At 67.8% G+C, this 25244-nt stretch carries 25 protein-coding genes; 16 read left to right on the forward strand and 9 right to left on the reverse strand.

Annotated features, from left to right (window positions below; genetic code table 11):
- Positions 1–23 precede the first annotated feature (23 nt).
- Genes QT386_RS11060 through QT386_RS11070 form a run of 3 tightly spaced genes read left to right on the forward strand, consistent with a single transcriptional unit; the run spans position 24 to position 1232 of the window.
- Positions 24–245, forward strand: a complete 222-nt coding sequence (locus tag QT386_RS11060) for a DUF6496 domain-containing protein (RefSeq protein ID WP_289273823.1) — start codon at positions 24–26, stop codon at positions 243–245.
- Positions 242–724, forward strand: coding sequence for a hypothetical protein (locus tag QT386_RS11065; RefSeq protein ID WP_289273824.1), 483 nt, complete (start codon positions 242–244; stop codon positions 722–724). Before QT386_RS11060 ends, QT386_RS11065 begins: the two co-directional genes overlap by 4 nt.
- Positions 708–1232, forward strand: a complete 525-nt coding sequence (locus QT386_RS11070) for a cytochrome c5 family protein (RefSeq protein ID WP_289273825.1) — start codon at positions 708–710, stop codon at positions 1230–1232. Before QT386_RS11065 ends, QT386_RS11070 begins: the two co-directional genes overlap by 17 nt.
- Before the next feature lie 297 nt (positions 1233–1529).
- On the opposite strand, the gene QT386_RS11075 is transcribed toward QT386_RS11070, so the two are convergent.
- Positions 1530–2657 (reverse strand): acyl-CoA dehydrogenase family protein, encoded by a 1128-nt coding sequence (locus tag QT386_RS11075; RefSeq protein WP_289273826.1) that lies wholly within the window; start codon positions 2655–2657, stop codon positions 1530–1532.
- Between the two features lie 13 nt (positions 2658–2670).
- Positions 2671–3870: an acyl-CoA dehydrogenase family protein gene (locus QT386_RS11080; protein WP_289273827.1), complete on the reverse strand. Its 1200-nt coding sequence runs from the start codon at positions 3868–3870 to the stop codon at positions 2671–2673.
- Between the two features lie 243 nt (positions 3871–4113).
- Here QT386_RS11080 and QT386_RS11085 point away from each other — a divergent pair, with 243 nt between their 5' ends.
- The 8 genes from QT386_RS11085 to QT386_RS11120 all read left to right on the forward strand — a co-directional run bounded on the left by QT386_RS11085 (position 4114) and on the right by QT386_RS11120 (position 13863).
- On the forward strand, positions 4114–6204 hold the full coding sequence (locus QT386_RS11085) for a 3-hydroxyacyl-CoA dehydrogenase NAD-binding domain-containing protein (protein WP_289273828.1): 2091 nt from the start codon (positions 4114–4116) through the stop codon (positions 6202–6204).
- Positions 6205–6336: 132 nt separating this feature from the next.
- Positions 6337–6819: a nuclear transport factor 2 family protein gene (locus tag QT386_RS11090; protein ID WP_289273829.1), complete on the forward strand. Its 483-nt coding sequence runs from the start codon at positions 6337–6339 to the stop codon at positions 6817–6819.
- A gap of 70 nt (positions 6820–6889) precedes the next feature.
- Entirely contained in the window at positions 6890–8233 is a 1344-nt protein-coding gene (miaB, locus tag QT386_RS11095; protein ID WP_289273830.1) for a tRNA (N6-isopentenyl adenosine(37)-C2)-methylthiotransferase MiaB, read from the forward strand.
- Positions 8230–9231 (forward strand): PhoH family protein, encoded by a 1002-nt coding sequence (locus tag QT386_RS11100; protein WP_289273831.1) that lies wholly within the window; start codon positions 8230–8232, stop codon positions 9229–9231. Before miaB ends, QT386_RS11100 begins: the two co-directional genes overlap by 4 nt.
- Positions 9232–9254: 23 nt before the next feature.
- Positions 9255–9671 (forward strand): rRNA maturation RNase YbeY, encoded by a 417-nt coding sequence (gene ybeY, locus QT386_RS11105; RefSeq protein WP_301334274.1) that lies wholly within the window; start codon positions 9255–9257, stop codon positions 9669–9671.
- The gene (locus tag QT386_RS11110; protein WP_289273833.1) at positions 9661–10527 is read left to right on the forward strand and encodes an HlyC/CorC family transporter; all 867 of its coding nucleotides are present in this window, start codon (positions 9661–9663) and stop codon (positions 10525–10527) included. The genes ybeY and QT386_RS11110 overlap by 11 nt, the downstream gene beginning before the upstream one ends.
- Complete coding sequence (locus QT386_RS11115; RefSeq protein ID WP_289273834.1) at positions 10524–11747, forward strand: DUF4105 domain-containing protein; 1224 nt, start codon at positions 10524–10526, stop codon at positions 11745–11747. Before QT386_RS11110 ends, QT386_RS11115 begins: the two co-directional genes overlap by 4 nt.
- Before the next feature lie 73 nt (positions 11748–11820).
- On the forward strand, positions 11821–13863 hold the full coding sequence (locus QT386_RS11120) for an AsmA family protein (protein WP_289273835.1): 2043 nt from the start codon (positions 11821–11823) through the stop codon (positions 13861–13863).
- A 137-nt stretch (positions 13864–14000) separates the two neighbouring features.
- On the opposite strand, the gene QT386_RS11125 is transcribed toward QT386_RS11120, so the two are convergent.
- The gene (locus tag QT386_RS11125; RefSeq protein WP_289273836.1) at positions 14001–14756 is read right to left on the reverse strand and encodes a class II aldolase/adducin family protein; all 756 of its coding nucleotides are present in this window, start codon (positions 14754–14756) and stop codon (positions 14001–14003) included.
- Positions 14757–14845: 89 nt separating this feature from the next.
- On the opposite strand from QT386_RS11125, the gene QT386_RS11130 reads away from it, so the two are divergent.
- Together QT386_RS11130 and QT386_RS11135 are read left to right on the forward strand one after the other, a co-directional pair.
- On the forward strand, positions 14846–15577 hold the full coding sequence (locus QT386_RS11130) for a DUF2461 domain-containing protein (RefSeq protein ID WP_289273837.1): 732 nt from the start codon (positions 14846–14848) through the stop codon (positions 15575–15577).
- 375 nt (positions 15578–15952) lie between these two features.
- Positions 15953–16690: a DUF4197 domain-containing protein gene (locus tag QT386_RS11135; RefSeq protein WP_289273838.1), complete on the forward strand. Its 738-nt coding sequence runs from the start codon at positions 15953–15955 to the stop codon at positions 16688–16690.
- A 164-nt stretch (positions 16691–16854) separates the two neighbouring features.
- Here QT386_RS11135 and rsmI read toward each other — a convergent pair whose 3' ends face one another.
- Entirely contained in the window at positions 16855–17751 is an 897-nt protein-coding gene (gene rsmI, locus QT386_RS11140) for a 16S rRNA (cytidine(1402)-2'-O)-methyltransferase (protein ID WP_289273839.1), read from the reverse strand.
- A 37-nt stretch (positions 17752–17788) separates the two neighbouring features.
- Between rsmI and QT386_RS11145 the strand changes: the two genes are divergently transcribed.
- The 3 genes from QT386_RS11145 (at position 17789) to QT386_RS11155 (ending at position 21197) form a co-directional block, all read left to right on the forward strand.
- The gene (locus tag QT386_RS11145) at positions 17789–19390 is read left to right on the forward strand and encodes a penicillin-binding protein activator (protein WP_289273840.1); all 1602 of its coding nucleotides are present in this window, start codon (positions 17789–17791) and stop codon (positions 19388–19390) included.
- Positions 19387–19728: a YraN family protein gene (locus QT386_RS11150; RefSeq protein ID WP_289273841.1), complete on the forward strand. Its 342-nt coding sequence runs from the start codon at positions 19387–19389 to the stop codon at positions 19726–19728. Before QT386_RS11145 ends, QT386_RS11150 begins: the two co-directional genes overlap by 4 nt.
- Positions 19729–19808: 80 nt before the next feature.
- On the forward strand, positions 19809–21197 hold the full coding sequence (locus QT386_RS11155; RefSeq protein ID WP_289273842.1) for an FAD-binding oxidoreductase: 1389 nt from the start codon (positions 19809–19811) through the stop codon (positions 21195–21197).
- A gap of 109 nt (positions 21198–21306) precedes the next feature.
- Here the strand turns inward: QT386_RS11155 and QT386_RS11160 are convergent, their stop codons facing one another.
- From QT386_RS11160 to petA, 5 genes are all read right to left on the reverse strand, one after another.
- Entirely contained in the window at positions 21307–21720 is a 414-nt protein-coding gene (locus tag QT386_RS11160) for a ClpXP protease specificity-enhancing factor (protein ID WP_289273843.1), read from the reverse strand.
- A 98-nt stretch (positions 21721–21818) separates the two neighbouring features.
- Positions 21819–22454: a glutathione S-transferase N-terminal domain-containing protein gene (locus QT386_RS11165; RefSeq protein WP_289273844.1), complete on the reverse strand. Its 636-nt coding sequence runs from the start codon at positions 22452–22454 to the stop codon at positions 21819–21821.
- Between the two features lie 90 nt (positions 22455–22544).
- Entirely contained in the window at positions 22545–23300 is a 756-nt protein-coding gene (locus QT386_RS11170; RefSeq protein WP_289273845.1) for a cytochrome c1, read from the reverse strand.
- A complete protein-coding gene (locus QT386_RS11175; RefSeq protein WP_289273846.1) occupies positions 23287–24537 on the reverse strand; it encodes a cytochrome bc complex cytochrome b subunit in 1251 nt (416 codons plus the stop codon). The genes QT386_RS11170 and QT386_RS11175 overlap by 14 nt, the downstream gene beginning before the upstream one ends.
- Positions 24537–25130, reverse strand: coding sequence for a ubiquinol-cytochrome c reductase iron-sulfur subunit (gene petA, locus QT386_RS11180; RefSeq protein WP_289273847.1), 594 nt, complete (start codon positions 25128–25130; stop codon positions 24537–24539). Before petA ends, QT386_RS11175 begins: the two co-directional genes overlap by 1 nt.
- Positions 25131–25244 lie beyond the last annotated feature (114 nt).

The raw sequence follows: 25244 nt of genomic DNA on the forward strand, positions 1-25244 counted from the left end.
GAAAGAGAGCCTAGGAGGACAACATGGCTACAGCGAAGAGAGCAGGAGCCCGCCGGTACAGCAAGGGCGCGTCCAAGACCGTCGCCAGCGCGATGCGCCGGCGCAAGCGTGGCACGCTCAAGAGCGGTCCGGGCGGCAAGGGTGGCACCGTACGCAGCCGCAAGCAGGCCATCGCCATCGGCTTGTCGGAGGCGCGCAAGAAGGGCGCCAAGGTCCCCGGGAAGGCCTCGGGAGGCTCCCGGTGAGCCGCGAGCGGGTGCGCGGCGCGGCGCCTTATTCGCGCAAGCGTCGCCGCGACAATCGCGGAGAAGCCGCTCCACATCCGCTGGAATTCGAGCGGGATTCGGAAGGTGCCGATGGCTCGCAGGCATTCCCGTCCGCGCGCGTCGCCGGGTTGGGACGCAGCGGCGGGGAGACCCCGGACGGCCGCGTGACCGCCGACGACCTCTCGCCGGAAACCTTGCTGGACGACGACGCGTCCCGCTCGCCCGCCGTGCGCGCGCGCCGTGCGCCGCAAGACGCGCAGTTGACCCGTAGCACCTCCACCGCCGGCATGGGCAGCGGCCTGGACGAAGTCGAATGGGCGGAGCGCAGGCCGGTGGGATGCGATCAGGCCAAGAAGCTGCAGCAGCGTTCGGAACGCCACGCCAACGATGCCCGCCAGATCGAGCCTGCAGGCGCGGCCGAAGCCCTGGAACGCAAGCGCCATGACCATCGACGTTGATCCCAAGGATGTGAAGCCCGGCCCGCCGCCCCCGCTCGATCTGCTCGACAAGCACTCGAACCAGGCCTTCTTTGCCCGCTTCGGGCTGGTGCTGGGTCTGCTGCTCGCCGTCACAGGCGGGCTGGCCCTGGCGGCGGGCTTGGTCGGCCAGCACGAGCAGGACCCGGAGCAGCAGCGTGAACTGATTGCCCAGCGCATTGCGCCGGTCGGTGTCGTGGCCACCTCGCAGGAACAGTTGGCTGCACTGACCCCGGTGGCAGCACCAGCAGCTCCGCGCAGCGGCGAGCAGGTGGTGGCGCAGGTCTGCGGTGCTTGCCATGCCTCGGGTATGCTGAATGCTCCCAGGTCTCACGACAAGGCGGCCTGGGCTTTACGCGAGCGGGCAGCGGGTGGGCCGGATGGGTTACTGAAGCACGCCATCGAGGGCAAGGGCCAGATGCCGCCGAAGGGTGGCGATCCCAGCCTCAGCGAGCAGGAGCTGAGGGACGCTATCGCGGTGATGCGATAGATCGGTTATTCCGCTCCCTGCCCGCGGGAGAGGCGCGGGCGAGGTCAAGGATGCCCGAGGTAGAGTGACGCAGGAGCAGTCCCGAGGGGAAAGCTTCTGTAGGAAAGTAAAAGTACTCCTCCAACCGCCCGCCCCGAGCCCGGCGAAGGGTGACACTTCGGGCTAGCGAAACCCCGCAAGATCAGAGCTCTGCAGTGCCATCCATGGCGAGATATCGGTTAGCTGATTGATCCCCTGGGCGGCCATCCGTGGCCGCCCGTGATCCGCCGCAGGTGATGCCGTTCAGGCATCGCCGCATCACGGCAGATCACCCATCGCCTCGCTGAACAGCGCCAGGTGATGATCCACATCTCCCAGCAGCAGCGTGATCATCGTCAGCCGCTTGAAGTAGTGACCCACCGCCAGTTCGTCCGTCACGCCGATGCCGCCGTGCAGCTGCACCGCCTGCTGGCCGACGTAACGCGCGGCGTTGCCCACCAGCACCTTGGCGCCGGAGATCGCGCGGCGGCGCTCGGCCACGTCGGAGGCGCCCAGCTTGTCGGCGGCGAGGTAGCTCATCGAGCGCGCCTGTTCGGCGTGCAGGTACATCTCCACGGCGCGGTGCTGCAGCGCCTGGAAGCTGCCGATGGGCACGCCGAACTGCTTGCGCGTCTTGAGGTATCCCACCGTGGCTTCGATCAGCGAACCCATGGCCCCCACGGCCTCGGCGCAGAGCGCGGCGATGGCGTGGTCCAGCGCCAGCTCGATCTGCGGCAGCGCGGCGCCTTCGGCACCGACCAGGGCATCGTTGCCGACGCGCAGACCCTTCAGCGCCACCTCGGCCACCCGGTGCCCGTCCTGCGCCGGCGTGTCGTGGCGCGTGATACCCGCGGCCTGGGCGTCCACCAGGAACAGTGAGATGCCGCCCTGAGTGCGGGCCGACACCAGCAGGCGATCCGCGGCGGCGCCATGCATCACCACGCTCTTGTGCCCGTCCAGCACCCAGCCGTCGCCGTCACGACGAGCCGTGGTCTGGATGCGAGCCAGGTCGTAGCGGCTGCCGCGCTCGTAATGCGCCAGCGCCAGGCGCAGATCGCCACCGGCCACCGCCGGCAGGAGGTCCGCCTTCTGGGCCTCGCTGCCGGCCCTGGCCACCAGGCCCGCGCCCAGCACCACCGTGGCCAGGTACGGCTCCACCACCATGCCGCGGCCCAGGGCCTCCATCACCAGCAGCGTGTCGAAGGGACCGCCCCCGAGACCGCCGTATTCTTCCGGCAGGCCCACGGCGAGCACGCCGAGGTCCGCCAGCTGCGCCCAGACCTCGCGGCTCCAGCCGTCGTTGCCGTTGATGATGCCGCGACGCTTCTCGAAACCGTAGTCCTTGCGCACGTAGCGGTCGAGGGTATCGCGCAGCTGCTGCTGCTCTTCGCTGAAATTGAAGTTCATGGGTAGAGGGGCCTCAGAAGCCGAGGATCATCTTGGAGATGATGTTGCGCTGGATCTCGTTGGATCCGCCGTAGATCGTGGTCTTGCGGAAATTGAAGTACTGTCCCGACAGCGGCACGCCGTAGTCGGGTCCGATCACCTCGCCCGAGAAGTCCGGTTCCATCGCCGCGTGCTGGTAGGGCAGGGCGTCGTGTCCCAGCGCCTGCATCATCAGCTCGGTCAGCGTCTGCTGGATCTCCGAGCCGCGGATCTTCAGCAGCGAGGCCTCGGGGCCCGGCGCGCGGCCTTCCATGTCGGCGGAGATCACGCGCAGGTTGGTGATCTCCAGCGCCATCAGCTCGATCTCCACCTGCGCGATACGGTCGCGGAAGCGGACGTCCTGCAGCAGCGGCTTGCCATCGGAGCCTGGCTGCTTCGCCGCGATCTCCTTCAGGCGCTTCAGGCGGCGCTTGGAGCGGCCCACCTCGGCGATATTGGTGCGCTCGTGGCCCAGCAAATACTTGGCGTAGGTCCAGCCATTGTTCTCCTCGCCGATCAGGTTGCCCACGGGCACCTCGACGTTCTCGAACCAGACCTCGTTCACCTCATGTTCGCCGTCGATCATGATGATCGGGCGCACGGTGATGCCCGGCGTCTTCATGTCGATCAGCAGGAAGGAGATGCCCTCCTGCTTGCGCGCCTCCGCATTGGTACGCACCAGGCAGAAGATCCAGTTGCCGTGGTGGCCCAGGGTGGTCCAGGTCTTCTGGCCGTTGACGATGTACTTGTCGCCGACGCGCTCGGCGCGGGTGCGCAGCGAAGCGAGGTCGGAGCCCGAGCCTGGCTCGGAGTAGCCCTGGCACCACCAGTGCTCGCCGCTGCGGATGCGCGGCAGGTAGTACTGCTGCTGCTCCGGGCTGGCAAAGGCCATGATCACCGGGGCGACCATGCGCAGCCCGAAGGGCGAGAGGATCGGCGCGCCGGCGTCGGCGCATTCCTCCTCGAAGATATGCTGCTGGGCGGCGGTCCAGCCGGGGCCGCCGAATTCCTTGGGCCAGTTGGCCGCGATCCAGCCCTGCTCGTGCAGGATCACGTGCCAACGGTAGTAGTCGTCCTTCACCATGCGCTGGCCTTCCAGCACCTTGCGGCGGATGTCCGGGGGCAGCTTCTTGTCGATGAATGCGCGGACTTCGCCGCGGAAGGCCTCGTCGGCCGCCGTGAAATTCAGGTCCATGGTTCCTCCAGGATGGCGGGGCGCAGCATAGGCCGGAGCCGCCCATGAGGCCAATGAATTGCATGAATCCCTTTTCATCAATGCCGCCGATGGTAAACCCCGGTGTCTCATGGCCCACGGCCCTGGCGGACGAACAATGAGCCGTTTTTATCAGAGGGGATCAAAATCATTCATTTGAATGATGAAGCCTTGCGGGTCTAGCCTTCAGGATTCAGCTTTGGCCATTCCAACGAGGAGAACCCCATGTCCGTCTGCGCCACCCGCAGCGAGGGCGATATCGCCGTCATCAGCATGAACAGCCCCCCGGTCAACGGCTTGGGCCTGCCGCTGCGCCAAGGGATCGCCGAGGGCCTCGCGCAGGCTGCCAAGGACCCCGCGATCAAGGCCATCGTGCTGACCGGCACCGCTAAGGCCTTCTCCGGCGGTGCCGACATCCGCGAGTTCAACAGCCCGCTGATGCTGGCCACGCCGAACCTGCATGACCTGATCGCGCAGATCGAGGCCCTGGACAAGCCCGTGGTCGCGGCGATCTCCGGCGTCTGCCTGGGCGGCGGCCTGGAGCTGGCGCTGGGCTGCCACTACCGCGTGGCGGTGCCCGACGCGCAGATCGCCCTGCCCGAAGTGAAGCTGGGCCTGCTGCCCGGCGGCGGCGGCACGCAGCGCCTGCCGCGCCTGGTCGGTGTGCAGACCGCGCTGGAGATGGTAGTGAGCGGCGACATGGTGCCGGCCGCCAAGCTGTCCGGCACCGCGCTGTTCGACGAGATGGTGACCTCCGGTGAGCTGCTGGCCTCCGCGCTGGCCTTCGCCCGCAAGATCGCCGGCAACCGCCCGCTGCCGCGCGTGCGCGACCGCACGCTGACCCAGCCGGACGCCGCCGCCTTCTTCGCCGCCGCCCGCGCGCAAGTCGCCAAGCAGGCCGGCCGCCTGCCCGCGCCGCTCAAGTGCCTGGAGTGCATCGAGGCCGCCGCCACCAAGAGCTTCGACGAAGGCATGGCCGTCGAGCGCCAGGGCTTCGAGTTCCTGGTCAACGGCCCCGAGTCGCGCGCGCTGCGCCACGCCTTCTTTGGCGAGCGCGCCGCCGCCAAGATCCCGGACATCCCGGACGACACCCCGCTGCGCAAGATCGAAAGCGCCGCCGTGATCGGCGCCGGCACCATGGGCGGCGGCATCGCCATGAACTTCGCCAACGTCGGTATCCCCGTGCGCATCCTCGAGGTCAAGCAGGACGCGCTGGACCGTGGCCTGACCGTGATCCGCAAGAACTACGAGAACCAGGTCAAGAAGGGCAAGCTCACGCAGGAGAAGCTGGACCAGCGCATGGCGCTGATCCAGCCCACGCTGTCCTACGCCGACCTGGGCCAGGCCGACATCGTGATCGAAGCCGTGTTCGAGGACATGGACGTCAAGAAGGCCGTGTTCACGCAGCTCGACGCCGTGATGAAGCCCGGCGCCATCCTCGCCAGCAACACCTCCACGCTGGACCTGGACCGCATCGCCACCTTCACCCAGCGCCCGCAGGACGTCGTCGGCCTGCACTTCTTCTCTCCGGCCAACGTCATGCGCCTGCTCGAAGTGGTGCGCGGCAGGCAGACCGCCAAGGACGTGATGGCTACCGTGATGCAGCTGGGCCGCAAGATTCGCAAGCTGCCGGTGGTCGCCGGCGTCTGCGACGGCTTCGTCGGCAACCGCATGATCAACAAGTACAGCGCCGAGGCACTGGTGCTGCTGGAGGAGGGCGCGCTGCCGCAGCAGGTAGACGGCGCCATTGAGAAGCTGGGCTTCGCCATGGGCCCCTTCCGCATGAGCGACCTCGCCGGCAACGACGTGGGCTGGTACATCCGCAAGCGCCATTACGCCGAGCACCCTGAGATGCGACACAGCCTGATCGCCGACCGCATCTGCGAGCTCGGCCGCTATGGCCAGAAGACCGGCAAGGGCTGGTATGCCTACCAGCCGGGCGACCGCAACGCCCACCCGGATCCGGAAGTGGAGAAGATCATCCTCGACGTATCGAAGGAGCTGGGCGTCACGCGCCGCGCGATCCCCGACAGCGAGATCGTCGAGCGCCTGGTCTACGCCCTGGTCAACGAGGGCGCGCGCATCGTCGAGGAGGGCATCGCCCTGCGTGCCTCCGACATCGACATGATGTACCTCAACGGCTACGGCTTCCCGCTGCACCTGGGTGGCCCCATGCTCTACGCCGACCTGCAGGGCCTGGACAAAGTCGCCGCCCGCTGCCGCGAGTTCGCCAGGAACCCGCTGTCGGCTCCGGGCTTCTGGGAGCCGGCACCGCTGCTGGCGAAGCTGGCGGCGGCGGGGAAGACGTTCAACTGAGTCGAGGCTGGTTAAGTTGCCGTTCGCCCTGAGCCTGTCGAAGGGTGAGCGGCAACTGTTGACCGTACGGTGCGGGCCGTTCATGTTTCGACAGGCTCAACACGAACGGCTTCCAGCCGCAGGGAATAGCCCATGCACCGCAACGCCGAACTCATCGAGAAGTTCTACCGCGCCTTCGCCGCGCTGGACGCCGACACCATGGCCTCCTGCTACGCGCCCGACGTGGAGTTCCAGGACCCGGTCTTCACCCTGCACGGCAAGCGCGAGACCGCCGGCATGTGGGCCATGCTCTGCCACGCCACCAGGACCAAGGGCGCGGACGTCTGGAAGCTCGACTACAGCGGCATCCAGGCCGACGAGCGCTCCGGCCGCGCGCACTGGGACGCGCACTACCGCTTCTCCGCCACCGGCCGCATGGTGCTCAACCGTATCGACGCCGAGTTCACCTTCCGCGACGGCCTGATCGCCACCCACCGCGACCGCTTCGACTTCTGGGCCTGGTCGCGCCAGGCCCTGGGCCCCCCCGGCCTGCTGCTGGGCTGGACCCCGCCGCTGAGGAAAAAAGTGCAGGCCACGGCCCGCGGTAATCTGGATAACTTCCTGAAAAGCAGCTGAAAACAGGCTGTAACGGGGCGAAAAGGGGGTTCCGGTATAATCGGCGCCCCACCCGGCTGTGCCCTCCGCGATGTCCAAGAAGCTGTACCTGATTACCTACGGCTGCCAGATGAACGAGTATGACTCGTCCAAGATGGCGGATGTGCTCGCAAAATCACATGGTTACGAGCGCACCCAGAACCCGGACGAAGCCGACTTGCTGCTGCTGAACACCTGCTCCGTGCGCGAGAAGGCGCAGGAGAAGGTGTTCTCCGAACTGGGCCGCTGGAAGGACTGGAAAAAAGCCGATCCGGCCCGCCTGATCGGCGTGGGCGGCTGCGTCGCCAGCCAGGAGGGCGAGGCCATCGCCGCCCGCCAGCCGATGGTGGACATCGTCTTCGGCCCCCAGACCCTGCACCGCCTGCCGGAGCTGCTGGAGACCACCCGCACCCTGCGCAAGCCGGCTGTGGACGTCAGCTTCCCCGAGATCGAGAAGTTCGACCGCCTGCCCGAGCCCCGCGCCGAGGGCGTCACCGCCTTCGTCTCGATCATGGAAGGCTGCTCCAAGTACTGCACCTTCTGCGTGGTGCCCTACACCCGTGGCGAGGAAGTCTCGCGCCCGCTGGACGACGTGCTGCTGGAATGCGCCCAACTGGCCGGGCAGGGCGTGCGCGAACTGACCCTGCTGGGCCAGAACGTCAACGCCTACCGCGGACGCATGGGCGACACCAGCGAGACCTGCGACCTCGCCCTGCTGATTCGCTATGTCGCCCAGATCCCGGGCATCGAGCGCATCCGCTACACCACCTCGCACCCGGCCGAGTTCACGGATTCGCTGATCGAGGCTTATGCCGAGGAACCCAAGTTGGCGAGCTATTTGCACCTCCCCGTGCAATCCGGCTCCGACCGCATCCTGGGCATGATGAAACGCGGCTATACCCGTGCGCAGTACATCGACAAGATCCGCCGCATCCGCCAGGCGCGACCGGGCCTGTCGCTGTCGTCCGACTTCATCGTGGGGTTTCCCACCGAGTCGGAAGACGACTTCATGCGCACCATGGACCTGATCGCCGAGTGCGGCTTCGACTGCGCCTTCTCGTTCAACTACAGCCCGCGGCCGGGCACCCCGGCCGCCAACCTGCGCGATACCGTGCCGGCAGAGGAGAAATCGCGCCGCCTGCACCTGCTGCAGCAGCGCATCCAGCAGCTCGACGACGCCTTCAAGCAGTCCCTGGTCGGCAGCACCCAGCGCGTACTGGTGGAGAAGCACTCCAAGCGCGGCCGTGGCCAGATCGCCGGGCGCATCTCGCACAACCGCATGGTCAACTTCGACGGCCCCGAGTCGCTGATCGGCCATTTCGTGGATATCGAGATCACCGAGATGCAAACCAACTCCCTGCGCGGGCGTCTCTGCGCCGAAGCGGTGACGGCATGAAGAAGGCACCGGTGCAGGCGCGGCTCGACATGGAGCTGCTGCCGGACGAAGCCCAGCGCATCGCCAACCTCAACGGCCCCTTCGACGCCCACCTGCGGCAGGTCGAGCTGCGCCTGGGCATCGAGATTCGCAGCCGCGGCAACCGCTTCCAGTTGGTCGGCGCCCGCCCGGACATCGCTCGCGGCGAAGCCGTGCTGCGCGACCTGTTCGAGCAGACCGAGGACGACATCGTCACCACCGAGCACGTCCACCTGGCCCTGGCCGAGCACGGCCCGGATCCGGAGCTGGACGCAGCCGCGGCGGAAGAGGAGCGCGCGGCGACCGGCGAAGTGGTGGTGCGCACCAAGCGCGGTGTGGTGCGTGGCCGCAGCCTGCAGCAGAAGCACTACCTGAGGGCCATCGCCAGCAACGACCTCAACTTCGGCATCGGTCCCGCCGGCACCGGCAAGACCTACCTCGCCGTGGCCAGCGCCGTGCAGGCCCTGGAGCGCGACCGCGTGCGCCGCATTGTCTTGGTGCGTCCTGCGGTGGAGGCCGGCGAGAAGCTCGGCTTCCTGCCTGGCGACATGACCGAGAAGATCAACCCCTACCTGCGTCCGCTCTACGACGCGCTCTACGAGATGATGGGCTTCGAGAAGGTTGCCCGCCTGCTCGAGAAGAGCGTCATCGAGATCGCACCGCTGGCCTTCATGCGCGGCCGCACGCTCAACGAGTCCTTCATCATCCTGGACGAGGCCCAGAACACCTCGGTGGAGCAGATGAAGATGTTCCTCACGCGCATCGGCTTCGGCAGCGTCGCCGTGGTCACCGGGGACATGACCCAGGTGGACCTGCCCAAGCACCAGATGTCCGGCCTGCGCCACGCCGAGCGCGTGCTCGGCGCCACGCCGGGTATCTCCTTCACCCGCTTCCAGAAGGAAGACGTAGTGCGTCATCCGCTGGTGCAGGCCATCGTGCACGCCTACGAGCTGTACGAGCTGCAGGAGAACCCGGCGTGACGGCTGACATCAGCATCCAGCGCATGGTGCCTGCCGCCGGCATCCCGGCGCCGGCCTCGCTGCGTGCCTGGGCGCTGGCCGCCCTGGGCCGAGAGAAGGGCGAGCTCAACATCCGCATCGTCGGCGACGAGGAATCGCGCCAGCTGAACCACCAGTACCGTGGCAAGGACAAACCCACCAACGTGCTGTCCTTCCAGGGCGAGCCGGAGCTGGAAAGCCTGCCGGTGCTGGGAGACCTGGTGATCTGTGCGCCGGTGGTGGCACGCGAGGCCGTGGAGCAGGGCAAGCCGGCCCGAGCCCATTGGGCCCACATGGTGGTCCATGGCTGCCTGCACCTGCTGGGGCACGATCACGAGCAGGACTCCGAGGCCCTGCGCATGGAAGCACTCGAAACCCGTATCCTGAAGCGACTGGGCTTCTCCAACCCCTATGAACGATAACGACGAACACAGTCCCAAGCCCGACGGCACCGCGCTGCAGCGCTGGTGGCGCCGGGTGACCCACAACTTCGGCGGTGGCCCGCAGACCCGAGAGGAGCTGCTGGAGGTGCTGCAGGAGGCGCGCGAGAGCGATCTGCTCGATGCCGACGCGCAGGAAATGTTCGAAGGAATCCTCGACAGCGCCGATACCCAGGTACGTGAAGTGATGGTGCCGCGCGCGCAACTGGTCACGCTGGAGTCCGACTGGCGCCTGGACAAGATTCTCTCCGTGGTCGTGGAATCCGGCCACTCGCGTTTCCCCGTCACCGGCGATTCGCGCGACGAGATCCTCGGCATCCTGCTGGCCAAGGACCTGCTCAAGTTCTCCTCCGGTGTCGAGGGCTTCGACCCCGCCACCTTCGACCTGCAGCGCCTGCTGCGCCCGGCCGTGTTCGTTCCGGAGTCCAAGCGTCTCAACGTGCTGCTGAAGGACTTCCGCAAGTCGCGCAACCACATGGCGATGGTTGCCGACGAGTACGGCGGCGTCGCCGGCCTGGTCACCATCGAGGACGTGCTGGAGCAGATCGTCGGCGACATCGACGACGAATACGACGAAGCCGAAGGTGCCCTGATCCTCAAGCAGGACGAGCGCCGCTTCCTGGTCAACGCCCTGACCACCATCGAGAACTTCAACGCCTACTTCGGCACCGAGTTCCCCACCGACGAGTTCGACACCATCGGCGGCCTGGTGCTGCACCGCTTCGGCCACATGCCCAAGCGCGGCGAAAGCGTGCGCATCGAGCGCTTCAACTTCAATGTGCAGCGCGCGGACAGCCGCCGGGTGCATATGTTCCAGGTCACCCTCTCTCCCGCATGAGCATGCTTCGCCGCATCGGGCTGGCTCTGATGCTGGCGCTGCTGTCCCTGCACGCCGCCCAGGCCCAGGAGCCCGCCCCGTTGGCCGCCGAGCGTCCGGCGCCACAGATCGTCCTGCTGACCTTCGCCCCGGGTCCCGTCTACTGGCAGCGCTTTGGTCACAACGCCCTGCTGGTGCGCGACATCGCCAACGGCGAAGATCGCGTCTACAACTACGGCATCTTCGATTTCCACCAGAAGAACTTCTTCCTGAACTTCGCGCGGGGGCAGATGCAGTACCGCCTCGCGGCGGAGCCGCTGGCCGATACCCTGGCGCAGTACCAGTACGAAGGCCGCTGGGTCCATGCGCAGGAGCTGAACCTGGACGCCGCGCAGAGCCGCGAGCTGGCCGCGTTCCTGGAATGGAACGCCCGGCCCGAGAACGCCGACTATCACTACGACTACTTCGTCTCCAACTGCTCCACACGTGTGCGCGACGCCATCGACCGCGTCACCGGCGGCCAGTTGCGGCGCCAGCTCGCCGGTCAGCCCACCGGCGTCAGCTACCGGTTCGAGGCCACGCGCCTGATCTCGCCGGTGCTGCCGCTGTTCCTGGGCATGGACGCCGTGGTGGGCGGCCGTGGCGACGGCCCCATCGATCGCTGGCAGCAGAGCTTCGTGCCGATGGTGCTGATGGAGTCCGTACGCAGCGCCCGCCTGTCCGCTGTCGACGGCAGTTCCCGCCCGCTGCTGCGAGGGGAGGCGAGGGTGCTCGCCGGTGGCCTGGCGGAGCCCCAGCACCCGCCGTCGCTGCTGGCGCCGATGGCGCTGCTGGGCCTGGGCCTGGCAGCCGTCCTGCTGCTGCTGGCGCGCTTCCGCGCGACGGCCGCCGCGCGCTGGAGCCTCTCCGGCCTGGCCCTGACGCTCAACCTGGTGGCTGGCCTGGGTGGCCTGGTGCTGCTGGCGACCTGGTTCCTGACCGACCACTGGATCATGTGGGAGAACCGCAACCTGCTGCTGTTCAGCCCCCTGTGCCTGCTGCTGCTGCCGGCCTGGGTCCGGCAGTTCCGGGCCGGCGTCGTGGCCGATGCGGGTGCCCGCTGTATCTCCCTGCTGGTCGTAGCGGGCGCGGTTCTTGCCCTGCTGCTCTTGCTGCTGCCTGGGGCACAGCAGAACCTGCACTGGATCGCGCTTTGGCTGCCCGTGCATGCGGCGCAGGCCTGGATCCTGCGGCGGCGATGAGGGAACGCCTGGCTCGCCGGGAGTGTCAGAATCCTGAGTGACGCCGGTCCTGCCCTACAAGCGGAAAGAAGCAATGACGCAGAAACGCCCCCGGATTCGCTGGTTGCTGTATGCCGCGCTGCTGTTGCTGGCGACGCTGTTGCTGCTGGGCGACTGGAACTGGTTCCGGCCCCTGGTGGAGCGCCAGGCCTCGGCGGCCCTGGGCCGCCCGGTCAGCGTGCGCAGCCTGGATGTCGATCTGGGGCGCCACCCGCTGATCGTGCTCGACGGCATTGCCGTCGCCAATCCGGACGGGTTCCCCGCGGACAGCCGCATGGCCAGCATCGAGCGCCTGGCCATCCGCATCAACCCCTGGCGGTTGTGGCACCGTGAGATCCGTCTGCTGGACATCCAGATCGACAAGCCCGACGCCGACCTGTACGCGGGGCCGGACGGCAAGCCCAACTGGCAGCTGCCCCCGAGCGAGAAATCCGAAGGGGGCCGGCCCTGGGCCCTGGAGATCGACCGCCTGGAGATCCGCAATGGCCATGCCCGGATCAAGGAGCCCCGCCTGCACGCCGACTTCGAGATCCGGGTAGGGACCGAGGACGCGGCCGACGGCGAGCCCCGCCTGCATGCCGAGGCGAGCGGCACCTACAACGCCGCACCGATCACGGCCCACTTCATCGGTGGCTCATTGCTGGGGCTGCGCCAGCCGGAGCGGCCCTATCCGGTGCGCCTGAGCGTGGTCAACGGAGCGACGCGGGTCATGCTCAAGGGCACGCTGCTGCAACCGACCAAGTTCGGCGGCGCCCAACTCGACCTGCAGCTGAATGGCGATACCCTGGCCGACCTCTATCCCCTGACCGGCGTGCCGCTGCCGCCGACCGCGGCCTACAGCCTCCAGGGCCACCTCGACTACGAACAGGGCCGCGTGCGCTTCCGCGACTTCCATGGCCGTGTCGGCCAAAGCGACCTGTCCGGCACCCTGGCGGTGGACCTCAGCGGCGAGCGCCGCCTGGTCACCGCCGACATGCGCTCGAGCAAGGTGGTGCTGGCCGATCTCGGCGGCTTCGTCGGTGTCACCCCTGGAAAGGCTGGCGCGGAAACCGAGAGCGAGGAGCAGAAAGCTCAGCGGGCCCAGGCGCAGGCGCGCGAGCGCGTGCTCCCGGACAAGCCGATCAACCTGCCGAAGCTGCGCGCCGCCGATCTCGACATCAAGTACCGCGCCGACCGCATCGAGAGCGACCTGCCCTTCGACGGCCTGTCCGCCCACCTGGTGTCCCGCGAGGGCGAGCTGCAGCTCAAGCCGCTGCAGTTCCGGATCGGCGAGGGCCGCATCGCCGGCAACATCGAACTCGACGGACGCAGCGACGTGGTGCACGTAGTCGGCGACATCGACTTCCGCCGCATCGACCTCAAGCGCCTGGTACGCGACAACCCCGCGCTGAGCGGCACCGGCCTGATCGGCGGCAGCGCGCGCATCGACAGCTACGGCAACTCCACCGCCCAGATCCTGGGCAGCGGCGACGGCGAGCTCAAGCTCTACATGAATCGTGGCCACCTCAGCGCACTGCTGGTGAACCTCGCCGGCCTGGAGTTCGGCAAGGCCCTGCTGTCAGCGCTTGGCCTGCCCTCGGAGACGGACGTACGCTGCGCCGTCGCCGACCTGGGCATGAAGGAAGGCCTGCTGGAGACGCGACTGCTGCTGGTGGACACCGGCGAGGCCAACATCCTTGGCGACGGCAGCATCAGCCTGCGCGAGGAGACCCTGGACTACCGCATCCACACCAAGCCCAAGCGCATCGGCCTGGCGTCGCTGCGCGCCCCGATCAACATCGGCGGAACCTTCGCCGCACCGAGCATCCGTCCGGATTGGGATCGCCTGGCGATCAAGGGCGGCGCCGCGATCGCCCTGGGCGCGCTGGTCGGCCCACTGGCGGCCCTGCTGCCCACCGTGGAACTCGGCCTCGGCGAGGACAACGACTGCAAGGCCCTGGTTGACGAGCTCAAGGCCCAGGCTGCGAACCTGCCGGCCGAGATGAAGCAAGAGGGCAAGGCCGCGGCGGCGAAGAAGCCGGCCGCTGCGGAGCCGAAGAAGGCAGAGCCGAGCAAAGCAGAGGCAAAGAAGCCCTGATGCCTGTTCTCCCCTTTCCCGCATGCGGGAGAGGGTGGCCGAAGGCCGGGAGAGGGGCTCTGTAGACGGTGGCTTGACCCACCTGTAGCTTTTACAGAATTCCCAAGCCCCTCTCGCGGGCAGCTCAGGGCCTGACGTCAATCCCCGTAGCCCGGATTCACCCGATCCAGCTTGCGCAGCAGCCCCGGCCAGGCCAGCGCGCCGCCCAGCCCTCGCGTCACCATCTGCACCTGCTTCTGGATGCCGTCCAGGATCGGCTGCGCAATGGGGATCAGCTCGCCGCCGCCGGACTGCGCCCGCACCTGGATCATGCAGGCCGCCTCGAAGATGTACATCTGCAGGAAGGCATCGGCAATGGTGTTGCCCAGCGTCAGCAGGCCATGGTTGCGCAGCATGTAGAAGACCTTGTCGCCCAGGTCCGCCACCAGGCGCGGCTTCTCGTCCTCGTTCAGCGCCACGCCCTCGTAGCTGTGGTACGCCAGCGACGACAGCACGAACAGCGACTGCTGCGAGATCGGCAGCACGCCTTCCTTCTGCGCCGACACCGCCACGCCGTTGAGCGAATGCGTGTGCATCACGCACTGGATGTCGTGCCGCGCCGCATGGATCGCGCTGTGGATCGTGAATCCGGCCGGATTCACCGGGTGCGGCGAGTCCATCACCTTGCGGCCCTGCAGGTCGATCTTCACCAGCGAGCTGGCGGTGATCTCCTCGAACATGAAGCCATAGGGGTTGATCAGAAAATGTTCCTCCGGCCCCGGCACCCGCGCCGAGATATGGGTGAACACCAGGTCGTCCCAGCCGTACAGCGCCACCAGCCGGTAGGCCGCCGCCAGGTTGACCCGCAGTTCCCACTCCTCTGCCGACACCTGCTCGCGTACATCCTGTGCCATTGCCCGCTCCTGGAAGTTTTCGTGCCGCCAACTTGCGCCAGACGCGCAGCCTTGGCAAGTTGGAGGAATCACTCCTGACAGGGAAGGCCATGGCCAAGGCAGAGGCATACTTCACCCCCGAGCTGTTCAAGTTCCTCAAGGCGCTCAAGCGCAACAACAGCCGCGAATGGTTCCACGCCAACAAGGACCGCTACGAGGAGCAGGTGCGCGTCCCGGCGCTGCGCCTGATCTCCGCCATGGAGGGGCCCCTGCGCTCGCTGAGCGAGCAGATCGTGGCCAACCCCAAGCCGGTCGGCGGCTCCCTGTTCCGCATCCACCGCGACACGCGCTTCGCCTCCGACAAGACGCCCTACAAGACCCACGTCGGCATCACCTTCTACCACGCCGCCACCAAGGCGATGCAGCGTGGCGATGCCGGCAATGCCGCCATGGGCCGGCTCGATGCCCCGGTGCTCTACCTCCACCTGGAGCCGGGGGAGTGTTTCACCGGCGGCGGCATCTGGCACCCCCAGCCCGACAGCCTCAAGCGCATCCGCAACTACCTGCTCAACAACCCCGCCAGCTGGAAGCAGGCCACCCGCTCGGTCGCCTTCCGCAGGCACTGGGAGATGGGCGGCGACTCGCTGTCGCGCCCACCCAAGGGCTACGACCCGACCCACGAACTGATTGACGACCTCAAGCGCAAGGACTTCATTGCCAGCACGCCCCTGTCCGACGAAGACATCCTCTCGCCGGGCCTGCCGCAGTTGCTGATGAAGCGCTACAAGGATGTCGTGCCGTTGTGCGACTGGCTGTGTGGCGCGCTGGACCTGGATTTCTGAGGTGACGGCGCCACAATCTTGTTTCCCTCTCCCTGCATGTGGGGAGAGGGCTGGCGAGGGCACGGATGCCCGAGGCAGGGCAACGCATGGAGCAGTTGCCGAGGTGAGGGGCGCTCGCTCTCCGTGAGTGACTGAAGAGGGGATGCCGTCGACTGCGCCGGGCAGATGTCGCGGACCCCTGATGGTCGGTTTCGCCTAAGGCGAGTTACTTCTCTTTATGGCCTTGAGCTCGATGGTTTCGAGTTTGTTCATGGGAGGCCCCGCGGCCTGGCGCCTCTGTCCGACCATACGGTCTCGTCGGGCCGGCGAGCGGATTGCTGATATCAAGGCCTGCCCACTTGCGCTAGGCTCAAGTCATCCCTGAAGGAATATGGCATGTACAAGCAGATCGCCGTTGTCGCCCTGTCTCTTTGCCTGGCCGGCTGCGCGAGCACCGACTGGGAGCAGGGCATGGGCCAGGTACTGGGGGCCATCCAGCAGCCCGGCACCCAGGCGGCGCTGGGGGAGAACGAGATCATCGGCGGCCTGCGCGAGGCGCTGGCGGTCGGAACCACCAAGGCGATCAACCAGCTCGGCCGCCCCGACGGCTACTGGGCCAACGCCGGCGTGCGCATCCCGCTGCCCCCGGAGATGGTCAAGCTGGAAAAGAGCCTGCGCCAGTTCGGCCAGGACAAGCTGGTGGACGACTTCCACCTGACCCTCAACCGCGCCGCCGAGCAGGCCGTGCCGCAGGTGGCGGACATCTTCGGCAACGCCGTGCGCCAGATGAGCATCCAGGACGCCCGCGCCATCCTCAACGGCTCGCCGGACGCCGCCACGCAATTCTTCCGACGCACCACCAGCGAGTCGATCTACGCCAAGGTCTATCCCATCGTGCAGACCAGCACGCAGCGGGTCGGGGTGACGCAGCAGTACAAGAAGCTGGCCTCGTCCTACGGCCCGCTATTGAAGATGGCCGGCGTCAAGAACCTGGACCTTGACAGCTACGTCACCGAGCAGGCGCTGGCGGGACTGTTCACCACCATCGCCCAGGAAGAGGCGCGCATCCGCCAGAACCCGGCTGCCCGCACCAGCGACATCCTCAAGCGGGTGTTCGGGGCGCAGGGGCGGTAGAACAGTCAGCCGTCGGCTGCCTAAAGGGCCTCATGATGGCCGTCATACCGGCGGAAGCCGGTAGCCAGTCGTAGATGGGCTACTCCTGATCGGGACTGGAAGTCGGCTTCCGCCGGGATGACGAGTGGCTTGCCCAAGCCTGGATCAAGCGCCCCAGTGCAGCCTTATTCGTCTTCGGGCTTTCCACCCAGGCCCAGCGACATCTCATAAAGATCCCGCTTTTTCAGCCCGGTGATCTCCGCCGCCAGCTTCGCGCCCTGCGAGGCGCCGAGTTCGCGCACCAGCACCCGCAGGATGCGCTGCACGTCGACACCTACCGCCGCGGTCTCGCGACGCGGCGCGCCTTCCACCACCAGCACGAACTCGCCTTTCTCGCGGTTGGCGTCGGCGGCGATCCAGGCAGGCAGATCGGCGGCGCTCATCACCTCGCTCTGCTCGAACAGCTTGGTCAGCTCGCGTGCGATGCAGACACGCCGCCCGCCCAGCACGGCGGCGAGGTCCGCGGCGCAGTCGGCGATGCGGTGGCTGCTCTCGTAGAGCAGCAGCGTCGCCGGCTCGGCCGCCAGTTCCTCCAGCGCCGCACGGCGCTGGCTGCCCTTTGCCGGCAGGAAGCCCACGAACAGGAAGCGGTCGCTGGGAATGCCGGAGACCGACAGCGCCGCAATGGCGGCGCAGGGGCCGGGCAGGGCGATCACCGGCAGGCCGGCGTCGCGGGCGGCGCGCACCAGCCGGAAACCCGGGTCCGAGACCAGGGGCGTGCCGGCGTCGGAGACCAGCGCCAGGGACTCGCCGGCAGCGAGCCGCCCCACCAGCCCCGCGGCCATCTGCTCCTCGTTGTGGTCGTGCAGGGCCAGCAGCGGCTTGCGCAGGCCGAAATGGTTGAGCAGGGCCGCCGTGTTGCGGGTGTCTTCCGCGCAAATTGCATCCACGCCACCCAGCACCGCCAGGGCGCGGGGCGCCAGGTCACCAAGATTGCCGATCGGCGTGGCGACGACATAGAGATGGCCGGGCTGTACGGCGTTGGCGGCGGTGTTCAAGGGCGGCTCCACAGGGGACTGCATGTCATACTCCGCCCATTATCGTTTGCCGCGAAGCGACATGCCCAAGTTCAACCCGCCCTGTGCCCTGCTGTTCCTTGCGCTGGCCGCGGTGCTTCTGCCGGCCTGCGCCAGTACGCCGGTAGCCGAAGGCGCCGCGCTGCCGGGTGCCCCTGGACCGGCACCGGCCCTGGACGAAGCGCGCAGCGCTTGGCTACGTGGCGACTTTGCCGGGGCCTCCGCCGCCTACGAGCGCGCCGCGCTGGAACAGCCCCCAGCCCAGGCCGCGGAATTCTGGCTGGCCGCGGCCGAGGCCGCGGTCGGCGCGCGCGATCCCGATCGCGCCCTGGGTCTGGCCCAGCACATCCCGGCCAACGCCCTGGGTGGCGAGAAGTTCGGCCGCCTGCAGTTGCTGCGTGCCGAAAGCCTGATGCTGAAGAACCAGCCTTTCGAAGCCGCCAAGGCCCTGCCGGCCTCCACCCAGGGCCTGCCCAGCCTCGCCGCGCGCATCGAGGAACTGCGCGCCCGCGCGCTGTTCGGCAGCAACGAGGCCGCCGCCATCCCTGCCACCGCACCCGCTACGTTGCCGGTGGCGGTGCAGGCGCCTCTGGGCGAGGTCGTTCCGGTGGCCGAGCCGGTGAACGCCGGCGGCACCGCGCTGCTGCTGCCGTTGAGCGGCTCCTTTGCCGCCAGTGCGGAGGCGGTGCGTGACGGCTACCTCGCTGCGCATTTCCGCAATGGTGCTTCGGGCCGCGTGCGCGTCTACGACGTGGGCAGCGCCGCCAATGCCGACGCCACGCTGAGTGCCTACTCCCAGGCGCTGCGGGACGGCGCCGCCGTGGTCGTGGGGCCGCTGCGCAAGGAGAGCGTCGCCGCCATGGCGCAGCAGGGCGCGCCGGCCGTGCCGGTGCTGGCGCTGAACTACATGGACGAGTCGCAGATGGCGCCGCCGCGCTTCCTGCAGTTCGGCCTGGCGCCGGAAGACGAGGCGCGCACCGCGGCCGAGCACGCGGCCGGGCAGGGACTGCGCCGCGCCATCGTGCTGACGCCGGGCTCCGACTGGGGCGAGCGCACCTACACCGCGTTCCGGCAGCGCTTCCAGGCGCTGGGCGGACAGGTGGCGGAGGTTTCGCGCTACCCGGTCAACCAGAAGGATTTCTCCACCACCGTGCGCAACTTGCTGCGCGCGCAGAAGGACGCCGGAACCCGCCGGACCGACGTGGACATGATCTTCGTCGTCGCGCGCAACATCGACGCGCGCCTGATCGGCGCCATGCTGCGCTTCTACTTCGCCGGCAACCTGCCGATCTACAGCACCGCGGCGGCCTATGGCGGCAAGCCCGACAACGACACCGCCGGCATGCGCTTCTGCGACATGCCCTGGGTTCTCGCGCCGGGCAGCTTTCCCGTCGAGCGCGCCGAGGCTGCGGAACTGCCGGCCCAGCGTCGCGAGCCGCGCCTGTTCGCCTTCGGCTATGACGCGCAGGCCATCGCGGCCACGTTGCGTCCGGGGGCTTCGCTGTCGCGCATGCCCGGCATGACCGGCCTGCTCAGCGTCGGCGGCAACGGCGCGATCCGCCGCGGCCTGCAGTGCGCGGAAATCCGCCCCGAGGGCCTGGTCCTGCTGGAGACGCCACCGGCGCCGGTCGGCGCTGTGCAGTGAACGGTAGCGAGGCCGAGGATCGCGCGCTGCGCCACCTGCAATCGCGCGGCCTCAAGCTGCTGCAGCGCAACTATCGCTGCCGCGGCGGCGAGCTGGACCTGGTGATGCGCGACGGCGACACGCTGGCCGTGATCGAGGTGCGCAGCCGCAGCAACCCCGGCTTCGGCACCGCCGCCGAGTCCGTGGATGCGCGCAAGCAGCAGCGCATCGTGCTGGCCACGCAGATGTACCTGCTGGCGCACCCCGAGCACGGCAGCCTGCCGGTGCGCTTCGACGTCGTCGCCTTCGACGGCAGCGGCAAGCCGGACTGGATCACCGCCGCCTTCGACGCCGTGTAAGCTGGATCTGCGATGCTGGGATTATTCATAGAACTTTATTTACAAAATGTGATTAAAAATCACATTTCCGGAGCCGGCGCATGACACCGCTGGCGCCCGCCCTGCTGCGCCGCCTCGGCGAGATCTTCGGTGACCAGCGCCTGCTGACCGATCCGGCAGACTGCTTGTCCTACGGCTACGACAACTCCAAGCGCACGGTGCCGCCGCAGGCCGTGGTGTTCGCGCAGACGCATGAGGAAGTGCAGGCCCTGGTGGCCGCCTGCAACGAGTTCCGCACCGTGCTGGTGACGCGAGGCCGCGGCACCAACACCACCGGCGCCACCGTGCCGATCCACGGCGGCGTGGTGCTGTCGCTGGAGCGCATGAACCGCATCCTGCGCATCTCGCCGGGTGACCGCCTGATCGAATGCGAGGCTGGCACGCTCAACGGCGAGGTCCAGGCCGAGGCGGCGAAGCACGGCTTGTTCTGGGCGCCGGATCCCACCAGCGCCGGCTACTCCACCGTCGGCGGCAACCTGGCCTGCTGCGCCGGCGGGCCGCGCGCCGTGAAGTACGGCACTGCCCGAGACAACGTGCTGGGCCTGCGTGCCGTCACCGGTGCCGGTGTGTCGCTGAAGACCGGCTGCACCACCACCAAGGGCGTGGTCGGCTACGACCTCACGCGCCTGCTGGTCGGCAGCGAGGGCACCCTGGCGGTGATCACCCAGGCCACGCTCAAGCTTCTGCCGCAGCCCCAGGCGCGCCGCATGCTGCGCGCCTGCTATGCCGACGTCTCCGCCGCCGCGGCCGCGGTGTCGCGCATCATGGGGCAGCCCGAGACCCCCTGTGCCCTTGAACTGATGGACGGCGAGGCCGTGCGCCTGGCCGAGGAATACCAGCGCACCGGCGTGCCTGCCGGCACCGACGCGCTGCTGCTGATCGAGGTCGATGGCAGCCCCGAGTCGCTGGAGGCGGCCGTTGCGGCGGTCAGCACCGCCGCATCCGGCCCCGGCCTGGTGGAGCTGAAGGCCGCCGCCACCGAGGCCGAGGCCGAGGCGCTGTGGGCCTGCCGCAAGGTGCTGTCACCCTCGCTGCGCAAGATCGCGCCCAAGAAGGTCAACGAGGATGTGGCGGTGCCGGTGACGCGCATCCCCGAGCTGATCGATGGCCTGCGCGACCTGTCGCGACGCCATGCCATCCGCATCGTCAACTTCGGCCATGCCGGCAATGGCAACATCCACGTCAACCTGCTTGCCGATCCCGAGGACCCGGCGCAGATGCGAGCCATCACCGCCTGCCTGCACGACGTGTTCCGCCTGGTGCTGTCGCTGGAGGGCACGCTCTCCGGCGAGCACGGCGTGGGTATCGAGAAGCGCGACTACGTCGGCTGGGAGATCGCGGCGGACACGCTGGAGACCATGCGCGCCCTCAAGCGCACGCTGGACCCGCTGGGGATTCTCAACCCGGGCAAGTGCCTGCCGGGCATCTGAGCGCGGCCATGGCGCCGGGCGCCGGCAGGGAAGGATGAAGCACGATCCTGTTGCCCGGGGTGGATCGCGACCTGCGTCGCTCCCACGGAGGCGGGGTTCGCCGGGCGGGCTACTTCACCACGCGCAATTGCGGGCGGCCCGGCTTGGGGCGTGTCGGCTCGGGCGGCTCCGGCGGCGTGCCGCCTTCCTCCTGCGCCGCGGCCGGCTCCACCTCGCCGAACACCACGCCTTCGCCGTTCTCGCGGGCGAAGATCGCCAGCACCGCGCCGCTGGGCACCTGCACGTCGAAGGCACGGCCGGAGAAGCGCGCAGAGAACCAGATCGGCTCCTGCTCCAGGCCCAGGTTCTGGATCGCCATGGGGCTGATGTTGAGCGTGATGCGGCCGTCCTGCACGTGCTCGCGCGGCACCACCACGCCAGGGTAGTCGGCCTGCACCAGCAGGTGCGGCGTGTGGCCGTTGTCCACGGCCCACTGGTAGATGGCGCGGATCAGATAGGGGCGGCGGGAACTCGATGTGCTCATGGCGCTATGGTAGCAGCCGGGGGAGACGCTGGTGGCGCCATCCCTAGCCGGGCATGCGATGAGGCGAAGGTCGTGTCAGGACATCCGCCAGATCCGTCTCAGCCGATCGCCTTGCGCACCGCCGGCCGATGCAGCAGGCGTTCGGCGTAGCGGATCAGCGGTTGCACGTCGCCGGACAGTTTTAGGCCCATCTGCGGCAGTTGCGAGAACAGCGCCGCCCAGGCGCAGTCGGCCAGGTTGTACTCCAGCCCCAGGAACCAGCCGCGGGCGGGGAACATGCGCTGGCTGGCCAGCAGCGCCTCGCCCAGGGCCTGCTTCGCCGCCTTGCCCTCGGTGCCCTTGTCGGACAGCGCACGCTGCGCCATCGGCAGCAGGTCGCGCTCCAGCCGGATCAGGGCCATGCGCAGGCGCGCGCGCGCCGCCGGATCGGGCGGGCTGAGCTTGGGGTGGGGAAAGCGCTCGTCGAGGTATTCGTTGATGACCGCCGCCGGGTGGATCACCGTCTCGCGGTCGGCCAGGGTCGGCAGTTCCAGCGTCGGGTTGAGCACCAGTAGGTCATGGTTGGGCCGGCCGGGATTGACCCACTCGATACGGGCGCCGTCCACGTCTTTCTCGGCCAGCACGATGCGCGTCCACAGGCAGGCAAGGCTGTCGCGGCTGCAGAACAGCGTCAGCCCGGCGCGGGGCGCGGGCTTGGCGTCCATCACGTACTTGCTGCGGGCACGCAGGGTCATGGGCTCAACCGTGCAGCGCACAAACAAAAGCGCCGATCATGTATCGGAACATGACCGGCGCCGAAAGACAACCTCTGGGGTGTCAGGACTTCAGTGGACGTCCTTCCACCACTCCTTTTTCATCAGGTAGGCCAGGATGGTGAAGAGGAACAGGAACAGCATCACCTTGTAGCCCAGCGAGATGCGGGCATTGCGGCCCGGCTCGGCGGCGTAGTGCATGAAGTTCACCGTGTCGGCCACGAACTTCTTGTACTCGTCAGGCGACAGCTTGCCCGGCTGCACCAGCTCGAACTTCGGGCCGGCGTGACCGCCGCCGTGGCCGGCTTCGCCATGGCCCTCGGCCTTCTCTTCCACCTTCACCTGCACGCCCTGCAGATCCATCAGCACGTGCGGCATCGACGCGCCCGGCAGGGTCAGGTTGTTCACGCCGGAGGGCTTGGCGCCATCGACGTAGAAGGTCATCAGGAAGTTGTAGACCCAGTCCGCGCCGCGCATGCGGGTTTCCACCGTCAGGTCCGGGGGGGGCTGGCCGAACCACTTGGCCGCTTCCATCGCCGGCATCGACGAGATGATGTGGTCACCCGGCTTCTCGCTGGTGAACATCAGGTTGGCCTTGAGCAGGTCTTCCGGGATGTTCAGGTCATTGGCGAGGCGGCCGTAGCGCAGGTGCTTCATGGAATGACAGCCGGAGCAGTAATTCATGAAGTTACGCGCGCCGCGCTGGGCCGACTGGACGTTGTTGCTGTCGGGCGTGAACTTGTAGGTCAGCGCGTGGCCGCCGGCCGCGTAGGCCGGGGCGGCAGCGGACAGCGCGACCGCGATCAGGAAGGTCTTAATGCGCTGCATGGGTCACGCGCTCCGGTTCGGTCTTGGTCTTTTCTGCCCGGGTGTACCAGGGCATCAGGAGGAAGTAGGCGAAGTAGATGACGGTGCCGACGCGCGAGACCCAGGTACCCACCGGGGTCGGCGGCTGCATGCCGTAGTAGCTCAGCAGCACGAAGCTGATGGTGAACAGCGTCAGCGCGATCTTCGACAGCATGCCCTTGTAGCGGATCGACTTGACCGGCGAGCGGTCCAGCCAGGGCACGAAGAAGATGATCACCACCGCGGCGCCCATGGTCAGCACGCCCAGCAGCTTGTCCGGAACCGCACGCAGCATCGCGTAGAAGGAGCCGAAGTACCAAGCCGGGGTGATGTGCTCCGGCGTGGCCAGCGGGTTGGCCGGGGTGAAGTTCGGCTTCTCCAGCAGCCAGCCGCCGCCATCCGGGGCGAAGAACACGATGCCCAGGAAGATGATGAGGAAGACGCCCACGCCGACCACGTCCTTCACCGTGTAGTACGGGTGGAAGGGGATGCCGTCGAGCGGGATGCCAGTCTTGGGGTCCTTGTGCTTCTTGATCTCGACGCCGTCGGGGTTGTTCGAGCCGACTTCATGCAGGGCGATCAGGTGGGCGACCACCAGGGCGACCAGCACGAACGGCAGGAAGATGACGTGCAGCGAGAACAGGCGACCCAGGGTCGCGTCGGACGGGAAGTAGTCGCCCTGGATCCAGATCACCAGGTCGTTGCCGATCACCGGGATCGCGCCGAACAGGTTGATGATCACGCTGGCGCCCCAGTACGACATGTTGCCCCAGGGCAGCACGTAGCCGGCGAAGGCTTCGGCCATCAGCACCAGGAAGATCAGCGCGCCGAACAGCCACACCAGTTCACGGGGCTTGCGGTAGGACCCGTAGAGCAGGCCGCGGTACATGTGCAGGAACACCACCACGAAGAACGCCGAGGCGCCGGTGGAGTGCAGGTATCGCAACAGGTCGCCGTAGGGCACGTCGCGCATCAGCGCTTCCACGGAGTCCCAGGCGATCGAGGCTTCGGGCTTGTAGTGCATCACCAGCCAGATGCCGGTCAGCAGCTGGTTGACCAGCACCAGCAGGGCCAGCGAGCCGAAGTAGTACCAGAAGTTGAAGTTCTTCGGCGCGTAGTACTCGGACAGGTGGTCCTTGTACAGTTTGGTCAGCGGGAAGCGGTCATCGATCCAGCCGAGCAGGCCGGTCGTCTTGTGCGGATTGGGGACGATCGCCATTACGCAGCTCCCTGGTCTTCGCCAACGAGAATGGTGTTGTTGTCGACGTAACGGTGCGGCGGCACGGCCATGTTCAGCGGGGCGGGCACGCCCTTGTAAACGCGGCCGGCGAGGTCGAACTTGGAACCGTGGCAGGGGCAGTAGAAGCCGCCCTGCCAGTTGGCGTCGACTTCCGGCGCCGGATGATCCGGGCGGAAGGTCGGAGCGCAGCCCAGGTGGGTGCAGGAGCCGACCATGACGAGGATTTCCGGCTTGATCGCGCGGGCCTCGTTCTTGGCGTACTCGGGCTGCTGCGGCTCCGCGGAGGCGGCGTCGCGCAACTCACCGGTGACCTTGGCCAGGCTGGCGACCATTTCCGGAGTGCGCTTGATGACCCACACCGGCTTGCCGCGCCAGGCGACGGTCAGCTTCTGTCCGTCCTCGAGATGGGTGATGTCGATGCTGACGGGGGCGCCAAGGGCCTTGGCGCGTTCGCTGGGCTTGAGCGATGCCAGAAAGGGCCAGGCTGCTGCCGCGACACCCACGCCGCCCACGACCGTCGTGGAGAGCGTCAGGAACCGGCGGCGATCCGGATCCACGCCTTGATTACTCATTGAACAATGCCCCTTGAGAGGATGAATTTCTGATGTCAAAAGGCATGAGCGACTGGGTCGAACCGGCGCAGGGCCGTACTCTGCCTATCCCTACTAGTATACCGGCCGACTTCC

It is taken from the genome of Solimonas sp. SE-A11 (assembly GCF_030345715.1).
In the GTDB taxonomy this organism is placed as follows: Bacteria; Pseudomonadota; Gammaproteobacteria; order Nevskiales; family Nevskiaceae; genus Solimonas_A.

Bases quoted from the DNA above. Each gene is read 5' to 3' on its own strand.
- QT386_RS11175 (WP_289273846.1), bottom strand. From the start codon at position 24,537: ATGGCGATCGTCCCCAATCCGCACAAGACGACCGGCCTGCTCGGCTGG.
- QT386_RS11060 (WP_289273823.1), top strand. From the start codon at position 24: ATGGCTACAGCGAAGAGAGCAGGAGCCCGCCGGTACAGCAAGGGCGCG.
- QT386_RS11145 (WP_289273840.1), top strand. From the start codon at position 17,789: ATGCCCAAGTTCAACCCGCCCTGTGCCCTGCTGTTCCTTGCGCTGGCC.
- QT386_RS11090 (WP_289273829.1), top strand. From the start codon at position 6,337: ATGCACCGCAACGCCGAACTCATCGAGAAGTTCTACCGCGCCTTCGCC.
- QT386_RS11115 (WP_289273834.1), top strand. From the start codon at position 10,524: ATGAGCATGCTTCGCCGCATCGGGCTGGCTCTGATGCTGGCGCTGCTG.
- QT386_RS11110 (WP_289273833.1), top strand. From the start codon at position 9,661: ATGAACGATAACGACGAACACAGTCCCAAGCCCGACGGCACCGCGCTG.
- miaB (WP_289273830.1), top strand. From the start codon at position 6,890: ATGTCCAAGAAGCTGTACCTGATTACCTACGGCTGCCAGATGAACGAG.
- QT386_RS11085 (WP_289273828.1), top strand. From the start codon at position 4,114: ATGTCCGTCTGCGCCACCCGCAGCGAGGGCGATATCGCCGTCATCAGC.
- petA (WP_289273847.1), bottom strand. From the start codon at position 25,130: ATGAGTAATCAAGGCGTGGATCCGGATCGCCGCCGGTTCCTGACGCTC.
- rsmI (WP_289273839.1), bottom strand. From the start codon at position 17,751: ATGCAGTCCCCTGTGGAGCCGCCCTTGAACACCGCCGCCAACGCCGTA.
- QT386_RS11130 (WP_289273837.1), top strand. From the start codon at position 14,846: ATGGCCAAGGCAGAGGCATACTTCACCCCCGAGCTGTTCAAGTTCCTC.
- QT386_RS11155 (WP_289273842.1), top strand. From the start codon at position 19,809: ATGACACCGCTGGCGCCCGCCCTGCTGCGCCGCCTCGGCGAGATCTTC.
- QT386_RS11100 (WP_289273831.1), top strand. From the start codon at position 8,230: ATGAAGAAGGCACCGGTGCAGGCGCGGCTCGACATGGAGCTGCTGCCG.
- QT386_RS11135 (WP_289273838.1), top strand. From the start codon at position 15,953: ATGTACAAGCAGATCGCCGTTGTCGCCCTGTCTCTTTGCCTGGCCGGC.
- QT386_RS11160 (WP_289273843.1), bottom strand. From the start codon at position 21,720: ATGAGCACATCGAGTTCCCGCCGCCCCTATCTGATCCGCGCCATCTAC.
- QT386_RS11080 (WP_289273827.1), bottom strand. From the start codon at position 3,870: ATGGACCTGAATTTCACGGCGGCCGACGAGGCCTTCCGCGGCGAAGTC.
- QT386_RS11120 (WP_289273835.1), top strand. From the start codon at position 11,821: ATGACGCAGAAACGCCCCCGGATTCGCTGGTTGCTGTATGCCGCGCTG.
- QT386_RS11125 (WP_289273836.1), bottom strand. From the start codon at position 14,756: ATGGCACAGGATGTACGCGAGCAGGTGTCGGCAGAGGAGTGGGAACTG.
- QT386_RS11070 (WP_289273825.1), top strand. From the start codon at position 708: ATGACCATCGACGTTGATCCCAAGGATGTGAAGCCCGGCCCGCCGCCC.
- ybeY (WP_301334274.1), top strand. From the start codon at position 9,255: ATGGTGCCTGCCGCCGGCATCCCGGCGCCGGCCTCGCTGCGTGCCTGG.
- QT386_RS11165 (WP_289273844.1), bottom strand. From the start codon at position 22,454: ATGACCCTGCGTGCCCGCAGCAAGTACGTGATGGACGCCAAGCCCGCG.
- QT386_RS11075 (WP_289273826.1), bottom strand. From the start codon at position 2,657: ATGAACTTCAATTTCAGCGAAGAGCAGCAGCAGCTGCGCGATACCCTC.
- QT386_RS11170 (WP_289273845.1), bottom strand. From the start codon at position 23,300: ATGCAGCGCATTAAGACCTTCCTGATCGCGGTCGCGCTGTCCGCTGCC.